At 50.0% G+C, this 19449-nt stretch carries 7 protein-coding genes, 1 pseudogene, 2 riboswitches and 1 other annotated feature (1 of these 11 cut by a window edge); all 8 genes and pseudogenes read right to left on the reverse strand.

Going from position 1 to position 19449, the window contains the following annotated elements:
- Window positions 1–6: 6 nt before the first annotated feature.
- On the reverse strand, window positions 7–9444 hold the full coding sequence (locus tag DESDE_RS16535) for a DNRLRE domain-containing protein (RefSeq protein WP_014795170.1): 9438 nt from the start codon (window positions 9442–9444) through the stop codon (window positions 7–9).
- Window positions 9445–9843: 399 nt separating this feature from the next.
- Window positions 9844–10268: pseudogene (gene tnpA, locus DESDE_RS16540) on the reverse strand (IS200/IS605 family transposase).
- Window positions 10269–10526: 258 nt separating this feature from the next.
- Entirely contained in the window at window positions 10527–11990 is a 1464-nt protein-coding gene (gene gcvPB / locus DESDE_RS16545) for an aminomethyl-transferring glycine dehydrogenase subunit GcvPB (protein WP_014795171.1), read from the reverse strand.
- Window positions 11987–13327: an aminomethyl-transferring glycine dehydrogenase subunit GcvPA gene (gcvPA, locus tag DESDE_RS16550; RefSeq protein ID WP_014795172.1), complete on the reverse strand. Its 1341-nt coding sequence runs from the start codon at window positions 13325–13327 to the stop codon at window positions 11987–11989. Before gcvPA ends, gcvPB begins: the two co-directional genes overlap by 4 nt.
- A complete protein-coding gene (gene gcvH / locus DESDE_RS16555) occupies window positions 13328–13714 on the reverse strand; it encodes a glycine cleavage system protein GcvH (protein ID WP_014795173.1) in 387 nt (128 codons plus the stop codon).
- A 93-nt stretch (window positions 13715–13807) separates the two neighbouring features.
- On the reverse strand, window positions 13808–14899 hold the full coding sequence (gene gcvT, locus DESDE_RS16560; protein WP_014795174.1) for a glycine cleavage system aminomethyltransferase GcvT: 1092 nt from the start codon (window positions 14897–14899) through the stop codon (window positions 13808–13810).
- A 130-nt stretch (window positions 14900–15029) separates the two neighbouring features.
- A riboswitch (glycine riboswitch) is annotated at window positions 15030–15112 on the reverse strand.
- Window position 15113: 1 nt separating this feature from the next.
- Window positions 15114–15221, reverse strand: a riboswitch (glycine riboswitch).
- A 106-nt stretch (window positions 15222–15327) separates the two neighbouring features.
- Window positions 15328–16185 (reverse strand): sugar diacid recognition domain-containing protein, encoded by an 858-nt coding sequence (locus DESDE_RS16570; RefSeq protein ID WP_014795175.1) that lies wholly within the window; start codon window positions 16183–16185, stop codon window positions 15328–15330.
- Between the two features lie 301 nt (window positions 16186–16486).
- On the reverse strand, window positions 16487–19255 hold the full coding sequence (ileS, locus tag DESDE_RS16575; RefSeq protein WP_014795176.1) for an isoleucine--tRNA ligase: 2769 nt from the start codon (window positions 19253–19255) through the stop codon (window positions 16487–16489).
- A gap of 160 nt (window positions 19256–19415) precedes the next feature.
- Window positions 19416–19449 (reverse strand) — a binding site (T-box leader) (it continues 175 nt past the right edge of the window).

Here is a 19449-nt window from a genome sequence, read left to right on the forward strand (position 1 = left end):
TCTCCTTTATGGTTTAACCACTTGGTTTGGTGTCCCGGTTATTATTCCCTTTCCAATAAATCTTTGATGGGATACCATTCCATTTGGTTCAAGAATATATTCATAAATTCCAGACTTTCCGTTTAATCCTCCAGGCGTTTGTAATAAGGTTCGCTGTACTCCGTCTCCACCTTGTAAGGGGAAAGTCTTTCCTGCAGCTAACTGCTTCTCTGTTAAATAACTTGCTGCTCTATGGGTAGGATCAGATTTTATTAATGCTGTGCCGGTGCGTTCTGCATTCACTATTTGCTTTGCTGCATTCGATGGACTTATAACCTTACCCGCGCCCTTAAAGACACCCCCTATTCCAAACGGCATAATTCCTATTTTAACTTCACTAAGTAATTCTGAACTAGGAAATAGCGGTACTGCGATTCTTTCGGCAAGACTCATATCATCTAGATTTTTTTCGTGAGCTTGATCTACCCAAGATTGAAAATCGCGTATAACTGGTTGAAGTGGACCTTCAAGATCGCTTTCACTCAACTGTAATGAGGCATATATTTTGGCTTTACCCGTCCCCTGAGGACCAGGAATTTCAAGACACACCACCTTGTTATAATCCTGCCTCCCGGCAGTCTTTTCTTTGACATAATCCCCGCGACTCCCTGTACTAGGATCAGGGATCTTTATCTTCTGCCCAACATAGATCCTATTAGGGTCAGCAATGTTGTTCATCCGAACCAATGTATTAACCGTTGTGCCATGTTTAGGCGCTATCGCTCCTAAGGTATCCCCTGGCGTCACAGTATACTCAAGGGGCTTATACTTGCCCTGCTTCATGGCGATGACTCCGCTGCTATCTCCTGCTTCACGCATATGACCACTTGGATCAGCATACATCACTGGATTATTGCTTACATAGGCATAGCGGTTCAAGGTCAACGGCTCCATCACATTCCCCAGATAGCTGTCCCTGCTCATGAAGCGGCCCACATCAGGGTCATAATACCTGGCCCTTAAGTACTGGAAGCCGGACTCCTGTTCATGGGCTTCACCATTATAACCGTAAGGATTGTTGAACAGCCGGGTGTTCGGACCCACTTTTCCGCCGGGCATCGGCATACCGTAAGCGTCATAGCGGTATTTATCCCGCACATGTCCGGCATCATTGATAAGCTGGGTCACACTGCCCCGTCCATCATAGAGGTAATAGAGGGGATCATTGGGAACCCCTTCCACCGCTGCCAGATCACGTTCCGCTATTCTTTCGAGACCATAGGTGTAAACTCCTCTGTACACCCCTTCTTTATCCGTCGTCATTAAGACTTGAGTGTGTTCCACAGAGAGGTCGTTGAAATAGTTAATGACCTCATAGGCATCGGGCTTGTTCAAGGGTTTATCTGGGTTTGGGTTGTCGGGATTATCGGGATCGGTCGGATCATCGGGATCTTTGGGATTATTGGGGTTATTCGGGTGATTCGGATCTTTAGGTCCCTTGGGGTTTTCCGCTTGTTTATACCAGCCCAGGTGTAATCCTGGGTTGCCCGGCTTTTCTTTAGCATCCTGCTTGGTTTTATACCACCCGAGATGCTTTCCGCTGTCCCCACCCTTGACTTTATCACTGCCATCATCATGGACTTTGGTATTGCCACCGTTTCCTTTGTTCCCACTATTGCCGTTGCTTCCGTTATTGCTTTTGTCTCCGCTGTTGCCACTGTTGCTGCTGTTTCCGTTATTGTCTTTGTTACCGTTGTTACCGTTGTTACCGCTATTGCCGTTGTTGCCATTGTTGCCCTTGTTCCCATCATTACCACTGTTCCCTTTGTCTCCACCCTTGCCGTTATTCCCATCGTTGCCACTGTTCCCTTTGTCTCCACCCTTGCCGTTATTCCCATCGTTGCCACTGTTCCCTTTGTCTCCACCGTTGCCTTTGTTCCCATCGTTGCCACTGTTCCCTTTGTCTCCACCGTTGCCGTTATTGCCCTTATCATTCGCCGCAATGAATTTCTGCAGCCCGAACAGGCCAAAATTGGCGGCTAAAGGCGGCATCAGAGAACTGATCTTCTCCTCTTCGCTTTCAGCTTCATAGCTCCCGGCCTCATAGCCTTCATACTCTACGCCTACCGTTTTGTAGAGCCTGTTTCCATCGCTGTCATAGCCAAAGGTCTGGATTTTGCCCTGGTGCTCAGTGATCTGAATTAGCCGGTTTTCACTGTCATAGAAATAAGTGGTGCTTTGGTTGCCCTGAGTGGTCGCCTGGATCAGGTTCCCGTTGGGGTCATAGGTATAGCGGATCCGGTTGCCCCCATCCCCTTGGGTTTTCGTGATCAGTTCATCCGCCTCATTGTACTGGTAGGCAAAGCGTTTGCTGTCATTTCCCCCTTGGATCTCCTGACTCAGGCGGTTGCCGGCCCGGTCATAACTATAGGTGTAGAGCCTTCGTTCATGGTCTTTTTCTTCACTGAAAGCGATGACTTGATCCGAGGCGTCATAGGTGTAGGTGCGCTTATATACCGACCCGGATTGGTTTTGGGTTTCGGTGAGAATGTTCCCCTTCGGGTCATAGGTGTAAGTAAAGCCGGAGATCAATTTGCCCTGGGCACCGATATTTTCCAGCTTGAGCAGCCTATGGGCCGCATCATAGGTATAACGGACTTGGATACCGTTCGGAAGTTTGGTTTCCGTACGCCTGCCGTCGGCATCATAGGTCGTGGTTTCTTGCCCCTGCCAGTCGGTGACGGAAACAATACGGTTCAGCAGATCATAGCGGTACTCGACAGCCTTACCGTCCGGATAGATGACTCGGGCTTTGCGGCCCAGTTCATCATAGTCATAGCTCACTTCTTCGGCAGTGGGGGAGCTGACATAGGTTAAGCGCTCCATGAAGTCATACTCGTAGTCAGTGACTCCTTCTGGGCCAAACAGGCTGACCCGGCTGCCCATAAGGTTGTACTCATACTCAACATCTTCACTGTCTTCAGCTGCGTCTTCATCAGCGGTGCTTTCGCTGCCCTCCCCCGTGCCACCGGCAGGGGGTGTTTCACCCCCGGCTGGGACACCCTCCGGGAGGTGCGGTTTTGTATAAGTCTTGCCTATTAAACGGTTAAGGATGTCATAGCTATAGTTCGTGGTGGTGCCCTTGGGATCGGTATGGCTTTGCAGGGTCCCCACCGGGTTATAAGTGTAGCTGTCCTGTTCCCCCAGAGGATTGGTCAGGGAGGTGAGTTCATGCCTAAGATTGTAGGTATAATTATTGGTGTGGTCATTCCCATCGGTGGCCGAGATGAGATTGTCGGCCGGGTCATAGCCGTAGCGGGTGCTATGGCCGAGCGGACTCGTCACTTGGGTCAGCCGGTTTAAGGGGTCATAGCCATAGCCGGTGGTATGTCCGTTAGGATCGGTGAGGGCTGCGAGGTTGGTATTGGGGTCATAGGCAAAGCTGGTCGTATTCCCCAGGGGATCTGCGACCTCCTGGAGTAAGTTGAGAGGGTTATAGCGGTAACTCGTTTGGTGCCCCAAGGGATCGGTGCTGGATTCGGGCAGGTTGTTCTTGTTGTAGCCGTAGCGGGTGGTTTCCCCTAAGGGATTGGTTGTGCTGTCCAGGTTATTGGCCGGGTCATAGGTATAGTGAACCTCCTGATTCCCGGGATGGGCAATGCGTTCGGTGTTGCCGAGGATGTCATAACTCAGCTGAGTGACTTTCTCTTCCGGGTCGGTGACCTGGGTAAGTCGGCCCAGCAGATCGTAGTCATAGGTGGTGGTATTGCCGTTAGGCAAGGTCACCGCTTGTAGGTTGCCTAGGGTGTCATAGCTGTAGTCGGTGAGATGCCCGGCGGTATTCCGGGCGCTGAGCTGCCGGTGCATGATGTCATAGGTAGAGGTTCTGATGTTACCGGCGGAGTCGAATTCCTGCTCCAGGTTCCCCTTGGCATCGTAGCTGAAATAACGGCTATAGTGCTCCGGATCAGTAACTGAGGTTAAACGGTGGACAGGATCATAGGTGAATCGGGTCTCGGCTCCCAGGGGATCGATGAAGGCGAGGAGATTGTCGTTCAGATCATACTGGTAAGCCGTCACGCCCTGAAGGGCGTCGAGGGTATTAGTGAGCATGCCATGCCGGTTGTACTCGTAATGGGTCTGGTTATCCCGGGCATCGGTAAAGGTGATGAGTTGTCCCAGTCTGTCGTAGTCGTAATGACTGTCAAAGCCGAGGGCATCGACCTCCATGATGGGGCGGTCCAGGGGGTCATAGGCATACTGGGTGATGTTGCCTAAGGCATCGGTGTGCCGGATCAGGTTATGGTTTGGATCATAGGCAAAGCTGGCCTGGTTTCCGCGTTCATCAGTGGAGGTGATGGGCCGGTCCAGGGGGTCGTAGGTATAGGTCTTGCTGAATCCCCTGGCGTTTTGGGACTCGATTAAGTTATGGTTGAGGTCATAGCTATAGTGTTGAAGAGCCCCGAGGGGGTTTTGCTCCTCGATCAGGTTACCGGCCGGGTCATAGCGGTAGAGAGTATTCCTACCTCCTGGTTCCAGTTTGCCTGTGATCCGGTCCAACCCATCATAGGTGAGGGAGGTGACTTTCCCTTCCGGGTCGGTGACGGTTCTCAGACGGCCTTTCGGGTCATAGTCCAAGATGGTGGTATTGCCATCCACTTCAGTAAGGGTGGTGAGGTTGCCGGCCAGGTCATAACCGTAGGTGGTGCTGCGGCCAAGAACATCTTGCTCCTCACGGAGGCGGCCAGAGGGATCATAGGCGAGGTGCCTCAGGTTGCCGCCGTTGTCTTCCTGGCGCACAAGACGATTCATCTTATCATAGTCGAAAACTGTGTGGAGTCCCAGGGGATCGGTGGTGCCGGTGAGACGGTTCATGGCGTCATAAGTCCACTCATAGCGGCCCTCTGCCGGGTCGATCTGTTCGGTACGGTTGCCGCTAGCATCGTAGTGGAATTGGCTCACATTGCCGAGGGCATCGGTGGCCTTGATGGCGAGGCCGCGCCCGTTGTAGGCATAGGTGGTGGTGTTGCCAAGGGCATCGATCTGGGCGTGGAGATTGCCGGCGGGATCATACTGAAATTGGGTTATATTGGCCAGGGGATCCTGGATTGCTGCGAGGCGATCGAGGGGGTCATAGATGTAGGTGGTGGTGTGACCTAAGGCATCGGTGTGGGTACGTAAGTTGCCGCTGGGATCGTAAATGAAGGAGTGTTTAGCGCCGCCTGGTTCGATGAGTTCGGCCACAGCATTCAGGCTGGTATACCGATAGGCGGTGGTCTGACCTTCCTCATTGGTGCGGCTTAAGGGCAGACCTTGGGCATTGTAGGTATAATTGACCCTATAGCCTAAGGGATCCGTGCTTTGGAGCAGGTTGCCATTCGGATCATAGCTGTAGTGGTAATCCCTGCCGAGGCTGTCCTCGACACTCGTAACCCGGCCCAGGCGATCATAATGGAGGCTGGTTTTGACACCGCTGATGTCCGTGATTTCGATGGGCCGCCGGAGGGAGTCATAGCGATAATGCTGGGAGGTGCCATCGGGGTGGGTGGTTTGGAGAAGATTGCCAAGGGCATCATAGGTATAGCTGGAGGTTTGTCCGAGGGGGGTGGTGATGGTTTGCGGTTTGTCCACTCGGTCGTCATAAGCAATGGTGCTGCGGTAACCCCGCGGATCGGTGACCGCGAGGAGGCGTCCGAGAGCATCGCGCTCGAAATGGGTCACGCCGTGGTCCTGGTCGGTGATTGCGATCAGGCGATTGAGGGAGTCATAGGTGTACCTTATTATGTAGCCTAACGGATCGGTTTCCTTGATTTTGTTGCCATTACGGTCATAGGTATATTCGGTGAGATTCCCTAAAGGATCTTGGACAGTCGTTAAACGGCTCATGTTGTCATAGCTGAAAAGGACTACATTTTGGTTAGGGTCGGTCATGGCGGTGTTGTTGCCATTAGGATCATAGCTGTAGCGATGGATACTCTGGTCAGGGAGCAGGGTATTGAGAAGTTTTCCTCTGGGATCATAGGCGAACCGGGTGAGGTTGCTTTCCGGATCGATGAGGGTGACGGGTTGACCGAGGGGGTTATACCAGTATTGGTAGGTATGGCCCAAGGGATCGATCACTTGGCTGAGATCGGCACCGCGGTAGTCATAGCGGGTGATGTAGCCTTCAGGATCTTTGATGCTCGTGATTTGACCTTGGGCGTTGTATGTATACTCCGTCAAGCTGCCGTCCGGAGTGGTGCGCTTTAGGAGGTCACCCTGAGCGTCATAGGCAAAATCAGTGGTGTAGCCGTTAAAATCGGTGAGCGAGGTGAGATTGTTCTGAGCATCATAGCGGTAGAATTGCCTTAAGCCGTCCCAGCGTCTTTCCTCGACGCGGTTACCCCGCTGATCATAGCTGTAGGTAGTGATCCGGCCAAGGGGATCTTGGTAGGTTTTGAGGTTGTTGTCCTCATCATAGGTGTAAGCTTCCCTTGTTCCATCCGGTTTCATGATTTGGCTGGTGCGGTAGTGTTCGTCATAAGTGTAGGTGGTTTTGTTGCCGTTATTGTCAATGGTTTCGTTATAGCCCTCATGGTAGATGATCCGGCTTTTCTGGCCGTTGGCGTCGGTTTGGGCGGTGATGCGGTTGTCTTCGTCATAGCTGTTGTGGATTACTGGGTTACCATTGGGATCGGTAAAGGAGAGCATCCGCCCTTGCTCATCATAGTGGTAGTGGGTCTGTTCGCCATCAGCATCTTGGAAAGTGACCAGGTTGCCGGCTGGGTCATAGGTGTAGGAAAGGGTGCTCCGGTTGGGGAGGGTGATGGAGGTGATGCGTCCTTCGGGGTCCATGCTGACTGGGAAATCTTTGCCGGATGGGGAGGTGATCAGGGTGAGGAAATCTTCCTCATCATAGGTGAGGAAGGTCTTATTGCCCCGCGGGTCTTCGATGCCGGTGAGAAGGCCGGAGCGGGCAAAGGAGAAGGTGGTTTGATCTTTTTGTTTGAGGCGAAAGCCGGTTTCGGTTTTCTCTAAGGTGTAGATTTCACCGGGCGGGGCTTTGTAAGTCCCATCGGTTTTTTTGCTGAAGGTGATGGCACTGCCGTCGCTGCGCAGGTAAGCGAGGGAGCCGTCAGCCAGTGTTGCGATGGCTTGGCTGAGGATGGAGGTCCAGCCTTGGCCGAAGGGGCCGCGCCGGGTCATCATTTTTGAGTTATAGTCTCGGCTGATCTGGAAGGGGCCGCCGAAATCGGGGATACTGACATCTGTGGCGCTATAGTAAAAGTTGCCGGTGAGGAGGTTGATCGGTTCAAAGCCGAATTCACAATTCTTGGCCCGTCCGGCGAGGAGGTCGTCGATGCGCCTTTTATCAGCATCGGTAAGGTCTTTCGGGGTATAGGGTTTCCCTTGGTTTTGCTTTGGGGCGCGGATGAAGATGAGGTTGTTCTCGGTGAGCAGGTCGTCTTTCATGTTGTTATCTTGCATGAGCTGACGTTTTTCCACACCATAAAAGTGGGCGACGCGGGGCAGCAGATCTTTGGCTTTGGCCTGATAGATCTGGAAGGGGTCACTGATGCCCACCCCGCTGATCTTTCCTTCTTTGTCGGTGAAGGTGGCTTCAATATGGTAGAGTGTGTCCTGTTCAGGGAGTCGCCAAAAGCTGGTTTGCCAGTTGCTCTCTTGGCCTGGGTAGTGGTTATATGAGCCGCCCTGGGCGATCAGGGCTTGGAGTTCGGGGAGGGTTTCGGGCCTAAAATTAGGATAAAGGTAGTCCTTGGCGGCTTGGGCGCTGCCGGATAATCCCCCACCTCTCCCGACGGTGTAATAATCGACGGTAGCGTCTGGTTGGGCCATTCCGTCGGCAGTCAGACCGACAAACTGAAGCAAGCCATTGTTATTGGCTGCGGTAAAGGGTCTGAGCTGGATGGATGGTTTTTCTAAGGGGAGATTCGGATCGATGCTGCCTTGGTCTTCATAGGTGAATTCAAGGTAAGGGGTGGGGTTGCCTGCGGCATCGGCTGAATAGAATACTTCAGCCTGCTTCATTTCTTCGGTGTAGCGGAGAACGATGCCCTCGTTGGGTGTACCGCTGTACCACGTGTTAAGAAGTCCGGTTATATCCCATTGGTAGTAGCCGGTCGTGCCGGTGATGGTGGTCTCGGCGGCCCATGCGGTCTCTTGGGGCTGATTAAGCCAGGTGAGACCGGTGATCGAAAAGGGTTCTTTGACTTGATGCAGTTCTACAGTGCGGGGTTCGTCACTCCAAGCGGTGTATTTATACATATTGAATTGGGCGGAGGTGATCGTTTGGTCTTCGTCTAGGGTGGGGAGGTTAAATTTAAGAAAGGTTCTTGTTCTTAAATGAGCACTTTGATGGTTAGCTATGTTGCCGCTGGTGATTCCGTCATCGAAACCGATGTAGGAAAAGCTATTATCGGTATAGAGTGCCGGAGAGCCTTCTTCAACGCAGGTATCTTGGATGGCTGCCGCGCCGATAGTGAGGGTCGGGTCAAGGATTACCGGATAGGCCCTCTCCGGGGCGGCGAGCCAATCTTGATCCATCGTAATGATGATTTGGTCGCTGGTAAAGAGCTTTTTCTCCAGGTGCATCTGGACGTTGGTCGAGATGATGCCGGAGGCATCAATTAAATAGGGAGCCGGGAACACCCAAGAGGCGTCGTGGCTCCCTTTTTTATAGCCGTAGATAGCACCATTTTCTTCTCTAAGGGTAAGGCCTTCTGTTTTTACGGACATGCTGAATGTAGTTTTATCCACATAGTTGTTGAAGATAATATCTTCTTTGATCCTGGTGTTCAGAACGGTATAGCGGTAGTCTATGCCATCGAAGACATCGTGATAGAGGATGGTATTGCCTTGAATGGTGCTGTTTTGGAAGTCCCCTTCCAGCGGGATCAGCCCGAGGGAGGCCCCGGCGGAGCTGACGTTGAGGGGGTGTCCTTTGCTAAGCCTCGCGGGAAAGGAGGCTTTGAAGTCATTGGCTTTGTTTTCATAGCTCTGGTTTGCGGGAGAGTCGTTCACACTCGCCGGTTTTCCTTTGCTCCCTTTTTTGTTTTGGTCTACAGGCACGAGGGTGTTGTCCACATCCTGATAGGTGCCTGATTCATTGAGAAAATGGATTTTGTCCATGAAGACAAAGGTGGTGGCCTTCCCTTGCCGATCGTTGAATGTTTTGCTGTTGGCTGTTCTGCGGCTGATTTTCTCTTGCTCCTTGCTGAAACGGTGCTCATAGGGGGGATCCTGTTTCAGTTCTTTTGGTTCTTTAAAGGGCTTTTTCGTCTTTCCTTTCTGAGGGGGTATGTTTTTGATTTTTTCTTTGGCCGGTAAGGTACGGCCATAGTAGTTTCCTTTTTTGTTTCCTTCGCTGCCGCTTTGGGCTAGGGCAACATCGGTGAAGATACCGTTGATGAAAAAGATGATGGCAATCACTAAGCTGAGGATTTTCTTTGTGGTTCTTGTACGCATTTCTCTTCCTCCTCCACGTTTATCGTGACAACAATGTGTCGATTCTGACAAAAAAAGGCCTTAAACCCAACCCGCTTGTGCCCAGACTGTTGGAATGGGGGTCTCTATGTAGTTTAAGCCAGTATAGCATCTTGTTTTTGGCTAATTTTGTCACATTATGTGAAGATGTTAGATTTTCCCTAGGGACCTAAACGAAGCAGGACTAATGACCTACCTCGCTCTTTATTCAAGCACCCGTCCTGTTAAAAAGAAAAGGGCCATTTACCAAATCATGACCACCCGCTCAGCGGGTGGTTTGCTCTAGCCCTATAAGGGCAGGGTACAGGCTGAGCCTTAAGGCTCACTGAAAGTTCCGCCAACCGCACTCTGCCCCGTGCTACCCCTAAAGGGGTTGGGGGGCTATTTTTTCTTCTTCTCTATAGCCTCCCCTGTAAATGGATCTACAAATTCCTTGATACTTAGTTGATCTGCTGCAATGTCCTCCTGCAACTGCTTTCGGATATACTGTTCTATCGCTTTCTTATTTCTCCCTACTGTGTCAACGTAATAGCCTCTGCACCAGAAATGCCGGTTACCATACTTATACTTTAAATTGGCATGTCGATCGAAAATCATCAATGAGCTCTTCCCTTTCAGGTATCCCATAAATGCCGATACACTTAATTTCGGAGGGATCGACACAACATATGGATGTGATCCGCACAGGCATTGGCTTCGATGATTTCTACTTTCTTATAATCGCACAATGTTCTTATTATCTTTCCTATATCCTTTTTGATTTTTCCATAAATGATTTGTCTTCGATATTTTGGGGCAAATACGATATGATATTTACAGTTCTATCGAGTATGTGCTAAACTTTCTGTATCCATTGGGATATCTACCTCCTCTTTGTCTAGTGCGGTTGGCGAAACCTGCACTATTCTATCAAAGGGGGGTAGGTTTTTCTACTCATAGCTAAAGCTTCTTGGAACCACCTGCATAGCAGGTGGTTTTCGTTTATACAAAAAGATCTCCCGCCGAAAAACGGCAGGGAGATCTTCTTCATCAACACAATAGTTTTTTTATTGCTCACGAATTCCTTACTGGGACTTCCGCCAGCGCAAATCAGGCTTGCGGGCAGCTCCCGTTTCATCCAAACGGGTCACCAGGGTATCGTAGGGAGCATTTTTCACCTTTTCCGCATCTTGCTTCACTTCTTCAGCGATTTGGATCATCACCCTGGCAAATTCCTCCAGAGTCTCCATGCTCTCCGTCTCTGTGGGCTCAATCATCATCGCCTCTTCCACAATGAGGGGGAAGTAAATCGTAGGGGGATGATAACCATAATCCAGAAGCCGCTTGGCAATATCCAAGGTATGGATTCCATAATCCTTCAGATTTTTGGGGGTGATAATAAACTCATGCATGCACACCCGATCATAGGGTAGGTGATAATGCTCCTTCAAAATGCTCATAAGGAAGTTGGCATTGAGGACAGCATTATGGGATGCAGCAGTCAGCCCCTCCCCGCCCAGAGCCCGGATATAGGCATAGGCTCTCACCAATACTCCGAAATTAGCCTGGAAAGCTCTTACCCGGCCAATGGAGAGAGGACGGTGGGCATCCAAGGTATATTGGCCCCCAGGCGTCCGAGCCACCACAGGTTTGGGCAGATAGGGAGCGAGAAATTCCTTCACCCCCACCGGCCCTGCTCCTGGTCCCCCTCCGCCATGGGGAGTGGAAAAGGTCTTGTGCAGGTTAAGATGAACCACATCAAAACCCATATCGCCAGGACGGGCTATCCCCATGATGGCGTTGGCATTGGCTCCGTCATAATAGATCAGGCCCCCCACATCGTGGATGATTTGGGCGATTTCCAGGATGTTTTCATCAAATAATCCCAGGGTATTGGGGTTGGTCAGCATCAAGGCGGCCACTTCATCGTTGGCGACCTGGCGTAAAGCCTCGATGTCCACTCCTCCCCGCTTATTGCTGGGCACCTGAACGATTTCATATCCGGCCATGGCCGCTGTTGCCGGGTTGGTCCCATGAGCGGAATCGGGAACAATGACTTTTTTGCGTTTAACATCCTGACGATGCTCATGGTAGGCTTTGATGATGAGAATTCCAGTCATCTCCCCATGGGCCCCTGCAGCAGGCTGCAAGGTAAAGGCATCCATGCCTGTAATCTCGGCAAGTTCCTCCTGGAGTTCGACCATTAAGCCCAAGGCACCTTGGGTCAATTCTTCCGGCTGATAGGGATGAATCTGACTAAAGCCCGGCAATCGGGCCAGTTTCTCATTCACCTTGGGATTGTATTTCATGGTGCAGGAACCTAAAGGATAAAACCCTGTATCCACCCCATGATTGAAGGAAGACAGCCGGGTGAAATGGCGGACCACATCCACCTCAGAGATCTCCGGCAGTTCAGGTTCCTTATCTCTTAAAAACTCTTGAGGAATCAAATCCTCCAGAGGAATTTCCGGCACATCACAGGAGGGCAGGCTTACTCCCGTCCGCCCTTCCCTGCTTAGTTCAAAGATCAGCGGTTCTAAGGCTCTCATTTTATCTCCCCCATTCTGGCCACAAGCCTGTCGATATCTTCTTTAGCCTTTGTTTCTGTTACACAGAAGAGAAGATGATGATCCAGTTCGGGGTAGAAGCGGGAAAGTTCAAGACCGCCAATGATCTTATGGCTTAAAAGCACTTCATTGATTTTCCGAGGACTGATCTCAGTCTTGACCACAAACTCATGAAAAAAAGGACTCTGGAAAGCAAGGCTCATACCGGGGAGCTTGCTAATCTCCCGGGCCCCATAATGGGCCTTCTGCAGATTAAGTCTTGCCATTTCTTTTAATCCCTGTTTTCCCAATCCTGAGAGATGGATGGTAAAGGCCAAGGCACAAAGAGCCTCGTTGGAACAGATGTTGGATGCCGCCTTTTCCCGGCGGATATGCTGTTCCCGGGCTTGCAGAGTGAGGACATAGCCCTTCTTGCCGTTTTTGTCTTTGGTGGCACCTACGATCCGCCCGGGCATCCGGCGTACATATTTTTCCCGACAAGCCAGGAACCCCAGATAAGGGCCGCCGAAATTCAGGGGATTGCCAAAGGGCTGACCCTCACCGACCACAATATCCGCCCCCAGCTCCCCTGGAGATTTAAGCAATCCCAAAGACACGGGGTTAACCACCATGACAAAAAGCGCCCCCTTGGCATGTGCCATTTCGCCAATCTCTTGGGCCTTTTCTATGGTACCAAAGAAATTAGGACTTTGGAGAAGGACAGCCGCCACCTCAGTATTCAGTACTTTTTCTAAAGCTTCAAGATCCACGGCCCCCTCCCCATAAGGGACCTCAAGGATTTCTACCCCTCGGGGAAGAAGATAGGTCTGGAGTACCTCCCGGTATTCCGGGTGAATCGTTTGGGGTACCAGGACTTTCTTTCTTCGGGTGGCATCACAGCTCATTAAAGCTGCTTCAGCAAGGGCCGACGCCCCGTCATACATGGAAGCATTGGCACCGTCCATACCCGTCAGCTCACAGACAAGAGTCTGGAACTCATAGATAGCCTGCAAGGTCCCTTGACTGATCTCCGGCTGATAAGGGGTATAGGCCGTATAGAACTCCGAGCGCAGTAAGAGCTGATCCACATAGCTGGGGATAAAGTGCTCATAAGCCCCCGCACCCAAGTAAGAGGTATACTCTTCTACGGTTTTATTCTCCGCAGCCAGCTTGCTGAAGTATTTTACCAGTTCAAGCTCCGATAGTCCCTCCCGAATCTTCAATTGAGCTTGGCGCCGAACGCTTTCCGGGATATCCGCAAAAAGCTCTTCAAGGGAGCCTACTCCAATCCGGGTGAGGATTTGTTCCTGCTGGTCCACCGTGTTCGGCACATAATTCATTTATTGGCCCTCCTCCGCTAGAAACGCCTCATATTCTGCGGCAGATAATAACTGCTCCAATACTTTCAGATCATCCACTTCCACTTTGACCAGCCATCCCTCGCCATAAGGATCATTATTCAAGAGTTCAGGAGAATCCAGAACCTCTTCATTATATTCAACAACCCTGCCACCAATCGGGGCAATAAGATCGGACACTGCTTTAACGGATTCAACGGTTCCAAAAGCCTCTCCGGCCACCACAGTGGTATCGTTATCAGGCAGTTCTACAAAGACCACATCACCTAAGCTGTCCTGGGCATGGGCCGTAATCCCCAAAGTCACGGTATTCCCTTCCACCTTAGCCCACTCATGAGATTTGCTGTACTTTAATTCTACTGGATTCATACTATCATCCTCCTTATTTTGCGGGGAAAAGGAACAGGTCTCTTAACCCCATTTGATTGTTTTATAGAAATTCCCAAGGTACTCCCCTTGACCCTACCGCTTGTAGAACTGAGAGGGAATAATCCGGGCTTTGACGGCTTTCCCACGGATGATGACATCCAAGGTTTCCCCGATTTGAGCATACTCCGGGGGAATCAGCCCAAGGGCAATGTTTTTGTTTAGAGTCGGTGAAAAAGAGCCTGAGGTAATAAAGCCGATTTCTTTTCCTACTTTCTGAAGGGGATAATGGGAGCGGGCTATTCCACGTTCGATCATTTCCAGACCTACCAACTTTCTCGGAATTCCCTTCTCCTTTTGCGCTGATAATGCCTCCTTGCCAACAAAATGTTCCTTTTCCAACCTAACAAAAAATCCCAGTCCAGCCTCCAACGGTGTAATATCCGAGCCGAGCTCATTTCCATATAAGGGCAGCCGGGCTTCAAAACGAAGAGTATCCCGGGCGCCAAGACCGATGGGTTGAACTCCCTCCTCTGCCCCGACTGCGAGGATTCTATCCCACATCCGGGGAGCATGATCAGGAGGGAGGTAAACTTCAAAGCCGTCTTCCCCGGTATACCCTGTTCTGGAGATCAGGCAAAGGACTCCATCCACTTCCCCATGTGTAAACCAATAGTACTTTATTTGAGATAAATCCAACCTCGTAAGCTTTTGGAGGATTTTCTCCGCCAAGGGGCCTTGCAATGCCAGCTGGGCAAAATCCTCAGAGCGATTTTCCAGATGTATCTCAAAGCCCTGAGCTTTATCCTGCATCCAAGCAAAATCCTTATCCGTGTTGGAGGCATTGACCACAATTAAAAAATGTTCCTGACTATAGCGGTACACCAGTAAATCATCCACGACACCCCCATCTGGAGCGCACATAGGAGAATATTGAATTTGGTTATCCTGAATCCGTGAGACATCGTTGGTAAGTATGTACTGCAAGAAAGCAAGGCTATCCTTTCCCTTTAACTCCACCTCACCCATGTGAGAGACATCAAAAAGCCCCGCTTTACTGCGCACCGTCTTGTGCTCCTCAAGGACTCCGGCGTATTGGACCGGCATTTCCCAGCCGCCAAAATCGATGAGCTTTGCTCCTAGTTGCTGATGCTTTTCATACAGTGGTGTTCTTTTTAGATTCGTCACTTAGGACACCTCCCTAGAATTGAGTATTAACCAAAACCGGAAAAAACATTAATGAAACATAGATAAAGAAAACTTGGCTGTTCATTCTGATAGTGCAAAATAAAAAAACAGAGGAATAGCACGTCGCGCTACCTCTGTCCTTTGACCTGAGAGATTTACCCTTTGTTTAGGGCTACCCCTTTGGTGTTCTCTTCTGAGAAGCTCTCCAGAGTTCCGTCTTCCAGCAGTACTTTTGCCTGAGAGTTTCCCCTTCTGAACAGGCGACATTCAGGAAGTTTCTCCTTCGGCGCTCATGATACTGAGTCTCTCCTACTGGGATCATTCGAACCTTATGTATTTTTACCTGCTTTTATTATAGTCAGCAAACCGATTTTCGTCTACACAAATATTCCATTTCCACAAAATAATAAAAGGTACAAATTAATCCCTTACAGCCTGTGGGCGAGATCGTTTAATTCAGTGCCGACCTGTTGCAGCTCCTCCACCATCTGAGCAATCTCCTGAGTGGCTTTTGCCTGTTCTTGAGCTATAACATTGTTTTGAAACACACCATCGACAATCTCTTCCATGGTATCCTGAAAGGTCATCAGCAAATCATTGATTTCATTAGCTGAGCGATTGCTTTCATCTGCAAGCTTGCGCACTTCACCGGCGACCACGGAGAATCCTTTTCCTTGTTCTCCCGCGCGGGCCGCTTCAATAGCCGCATTAAGCCCTAAGAGATTGGTCTGCTTCGACACCCGGCGAATAAATTCGGTGACACCTTCTGTGGCCTTGACATGCTGCTTGGCATTCTGAGCTACCGTGGCTACAGTCTGACTCACACTTGCCACCTCTTGAGAAGAGGCCGCCATTTCCTGTATGGCCCCAGCCGCCTGTTCCAGGGCCTCTCCCATCCGCTCCACATGATCCTTGAGAATTTCTTTCAGCTCTTCATCCCGAAGTAAAAAAGCAATCATCGCAGCTGCAACCTTCGCCACAGGACTAACAATCTCCAAGGGTCCGGCCACTCCAAAGGTCCCCAGCTTTTCATCATCGAGTAAAATGGCAATATTCAAGCCTTCCCGCTGTTTTCCTTGAGAATTAATTTCATCTTCCGCAGTAATTCTGATTTCTTGGATAGAAGTCGTCATGATCCGCCTTGCACCTGCATGGGCAACGCCTACCCGTTGTTTAGCTGAATCTGCAATAATGGTCCCTGACGTGTCACAGACAATTCCATGAAACCCACTCTCAGAATAAATCAAGTCGACGATCCGGTTGGCCAGATTCTCTGTAAGTCTCATTCTCTTCACTCCCACCTCTGCAGGTCAATAATTTTTCAAAATTTTAGAAGAAAACATCAAGTGAAATTTAGTACCTGATCCTAAAAATTATGTAAATAAACCCATTGCTTTTCATTACTAAATATAATACTAAGTATTCAAACTATTGTCCATGGATTTTACCTTAATAATAAACGTTATCCTTTTAGATACATTAAACAAAACTCGACCGGTGCCACGAAAGTTCCGATAGCATAGATAAGACTTGAGCGGATTGTACCGCCCAAGTCTTAAAAGTAGAAATATTAAAGAAAGGCTATTATTAGAGATGGCTTACAACGGAAGCACAGCGGGGGCATAGACTAGGATGTTCTTGATTCTCTCCAACACCCGTATCGTAAATCCAGCAGCGTTCACACTTTTCCCCTGCTGCTGAATTCACAGCTATACCGAAATCCTCCAAGTCTTCTGCCATGATGACACCCTCAGGTTTATCTTCTCCTCCGCTATGGATTTGAACTGCTGATACGATGAAGATTTCCGACAGATTGGGAATATCTCTTAAGAATCCTTCCAGTTTAGCATTGGGATACAGATCTACTTGAGCTGTCAAAGGATGGTTGATCAATTTATCCTGACGGGCTTTTTCCAAGGCCTTCGTTACTTCTGAGCGAACCGCCAACAGGGTTTCCCATTTTTGCTCCAGCGCTTCATCCATCCACTGAGGATCAACCTTTGGCATTTCCTCAGTTTGAATAGGGGAACCGGCGGGCACCCCTGGAACATAAGACCAGATCTCATCCGCCGTATAGGTCAGCACCGGTGCAATCAAGCGCACCAGAGCATTCAGAACGTCATAGAGTACGGTCTGGGAAGCACGGCGCAGGGTAGAATTCTTTCCTTCCACATAAAGACGGTCTTTAACGATATCCAGATAAATGGCACTTAGTTCTACGGCACAGAAGTTATGCACCGTATGGTAAACCCAGTGGAATTCGTATTTTTCATACCCCTGCAGCACCCGCTCGGTAACTTTACCCAGCTGCAGCAAGGCCCAGCGGTCAATCTCCGGCAAATCCTTATAATCCACCCGGTCCTTGGTCGGATCGAAATCATTAAGGTTGCTCAGCAAAAATCTTAAGGTGTTGCGAATCTTGCGGTAGGCTTCGGACATCTGTTTCATAATCCGTGGTGATACCGCTACATCGTTCTTATAATCGGCGGCGCACACCCAGAGTCTTAAGATATCCGCCCCCATCTCCTTAGTTACCTGCAGTGGGTCCACTCCATTGCCCAGGGACTTGGACATTTTGCGTCCTTTTTCGTCCACCAGGAAGCCATGGGTTAGAACTGCCTTATAAGGAGCTTTTCCATAAGCGGCTACCGCTGTGGACAAGGAAGAATTAAACCAGCCCCGGTGTTGGTCCGAGCCTTCCATATACAGGTCGGCGGGCCAGGTGAGCTCCTTCCGTTCCATCAAGACGCTGGTATGGCTGGTTCCGGAGTCGAACCAAACATCCATGATATCTGTCTCTTTGCGGAAGGTTTTACCTCCGCAGGGACAGGTGAATCCTTCAGGCAAAAGCTCTGCAGCGGGACGGGCAAACCAGGCGTCGGACCCTTCCTCACGGAAGATATCCTGAACCTTAGCAATGGTCTCATCGGTAATGATCTCTTTCCCGCAATCTTCACAGTAGAAAATGGGAATGGGAACACCCCAGGTCCGTTGCCGGGAGATACACCAGTCTCCCCGGTCAGCTACCATGTTATAGATACGGTCCTTGCCCCAGGAAGGAATCCACTGAACCTTGTCGATTTCCTCGAGGGCCGCTTTGCGGAATCCGTCGATGGAAGCAAACCATTGTTCTGTGGCCCGATAGATAATGGGGTTATTACAACGCCAGCAATGGGCATAGCTATGCTTTATTTTATCCTCATGAACCAAGGCATTGAGACTTCTTAGATCTTCGATAATAACCGGGTTCGCTTTGTCCACCTTCATGCCCGCATAGGCCCCGCCTTCAGCGGTGAACTTCCCTTGATGATCCACAGGGCAAAGTACGGGAAGCCCATATTCTTTACCGACATTAAAGTCATCTTCCCCATGTCCGGGAGCGGTGTGAACGCAGCCTGTTCCTGCTTCCAGGGTAACATGTTCACCCAGAATGAGTACAGAATCCCGCTCAATGAAAGGATGCTTACAGATAACACCTTCCAGCTCTTTGCCTACGAAACGCTTTTCCACAGGGAGCTCAAGCTGCCAAAGGGAACGCAAGCTCTCCAGCATCCCTTCCGCGACGATCCAATGCTCCTTCTCCACTTGAACCTGAGCATAACTGAACTCCCCATGCAAGGTGATGGCCAGGTTAGCGGGCAAAGTCCAAGGAGTAGTGGTCCAGATGATGACAAAAGTGTTTTCATCCGTAAGAACCCCTTTCCCTTCCTTAACAGGGAACTTGACATAGATGGCATCGGAAGTCTTCTCAGCGTATTCGATCTCCGCTTCTGCCAGAGCCGTCTCACAAGAGGGGCACCAATACACCGGTTTTAATCCTTTATAGATGTACTTCTTGCGCGCCATTTTGCCAAAGACTCCGATTTGTGCAGCTTCATACTCTTTTTCCAGAGTTATATATGGATTTTTCCAATCTCCCCGGACACCTAGCCGTTTGAACTGCTCCCTCTGAATACCGATGTATTTTTTGGCATACTCTTTACACATCCGGCGAAATTCCACGACAGAAACAGAATGGCGATTAACACCTAATTTCTTAATCACCTGCTGCTCGATAGGCAGACCATGAGTATCCCAACCTGGAACATAGGGGGCATCGAAACCCGCCATGGTTTTGTATTTGACAATAATATCTTTAATCACTTTATTCAAAGCATGGCCAAGGTGAATATCACCATTGGCGTAAGGAGGGCCATCGTGAAGAACAAACTTCGGCCGTCCTGCCCGGGCTTTTTGCACCGTTGCATAGATATCTTCCTCTTCCCATTTCTGCAAAATTTCCGGTTCCCGCTGAGGCAGGTTTCCCCGCATGGGGAAGTCTGTCTCAGGCAAATTCAGTGTATTCCGGTAATCCATAATTAAAATTCCTCCCAATCTTAGTCTTTGTTCCTTGCTATACGCGGCCTTAGAGGTGTACGTTCACCCCAGCAGCTTTACCTTTCATCCTCTGCCGGCGCCACCCCACCGCATCCATAAGCCATGGGAATCCGGTGGATATAAAAAATCCCGCACCCAAAAAAGGGACGGGATATCACTCGCGGTACCACCCT

Source organism: Desulfitobacterium dehalogenans ATCC 51507 (assembly GCF_000243155.2).
GTDB classification, from domain to species: domain Bacteria; phylum Bacillota; class Desulfitobacteriia; order Desulfitobacteriales; family Desulfitobacteriaceae; genus Desulfitobacterium; species Desulfitobacterium dehalogenans.

Excerpts from the sequence above, each read along its gene's own strand:
- DESDE_RS16535 (WP_014795170.1), bottom strand. The coding sequence starts at position 9,444 with ATGCGTACAAGAACCACAAAGAAAATCCTCAGCTTAGTGATTGCCATC.
- gcvPB (WP_014795171.1), bottom strand. The coding sequence starts at position 11,990 with ATGAGAGCCTTAGAACCGCTGATCTTTGAACTAAGCAGGGAAGGGCGG.
- gcvPA (WP_014795172.1), bottom strand. The coding sequence starts at position 13,327 with ATGAATTATGTGCCGAACACGGTGGACCAGCAGGAACAAATCCTCACC.
- gcvH (WP_014795173.1), bottom strand. The coding sequence starts at position 13,714 with ATGAATCCAGTAGAATTAAAGTACAGCAAATCTCATGAGTGGGCTAAG.
- DESDE_RS16570 (WP_014795175.1), bottom strand. The coding sequence starts at position 16,185 with ATGAGACTTACAGAGAATCTGGCCAACCGGATCGTCGACTTGATTTAT.
- ileS (WP_014795176.1), bottom strand. The coding sequence starts at position 19,255 with ATGGATTACCGGAATACACTGAATTTGCCTGAGACAGACTTCCCCATG.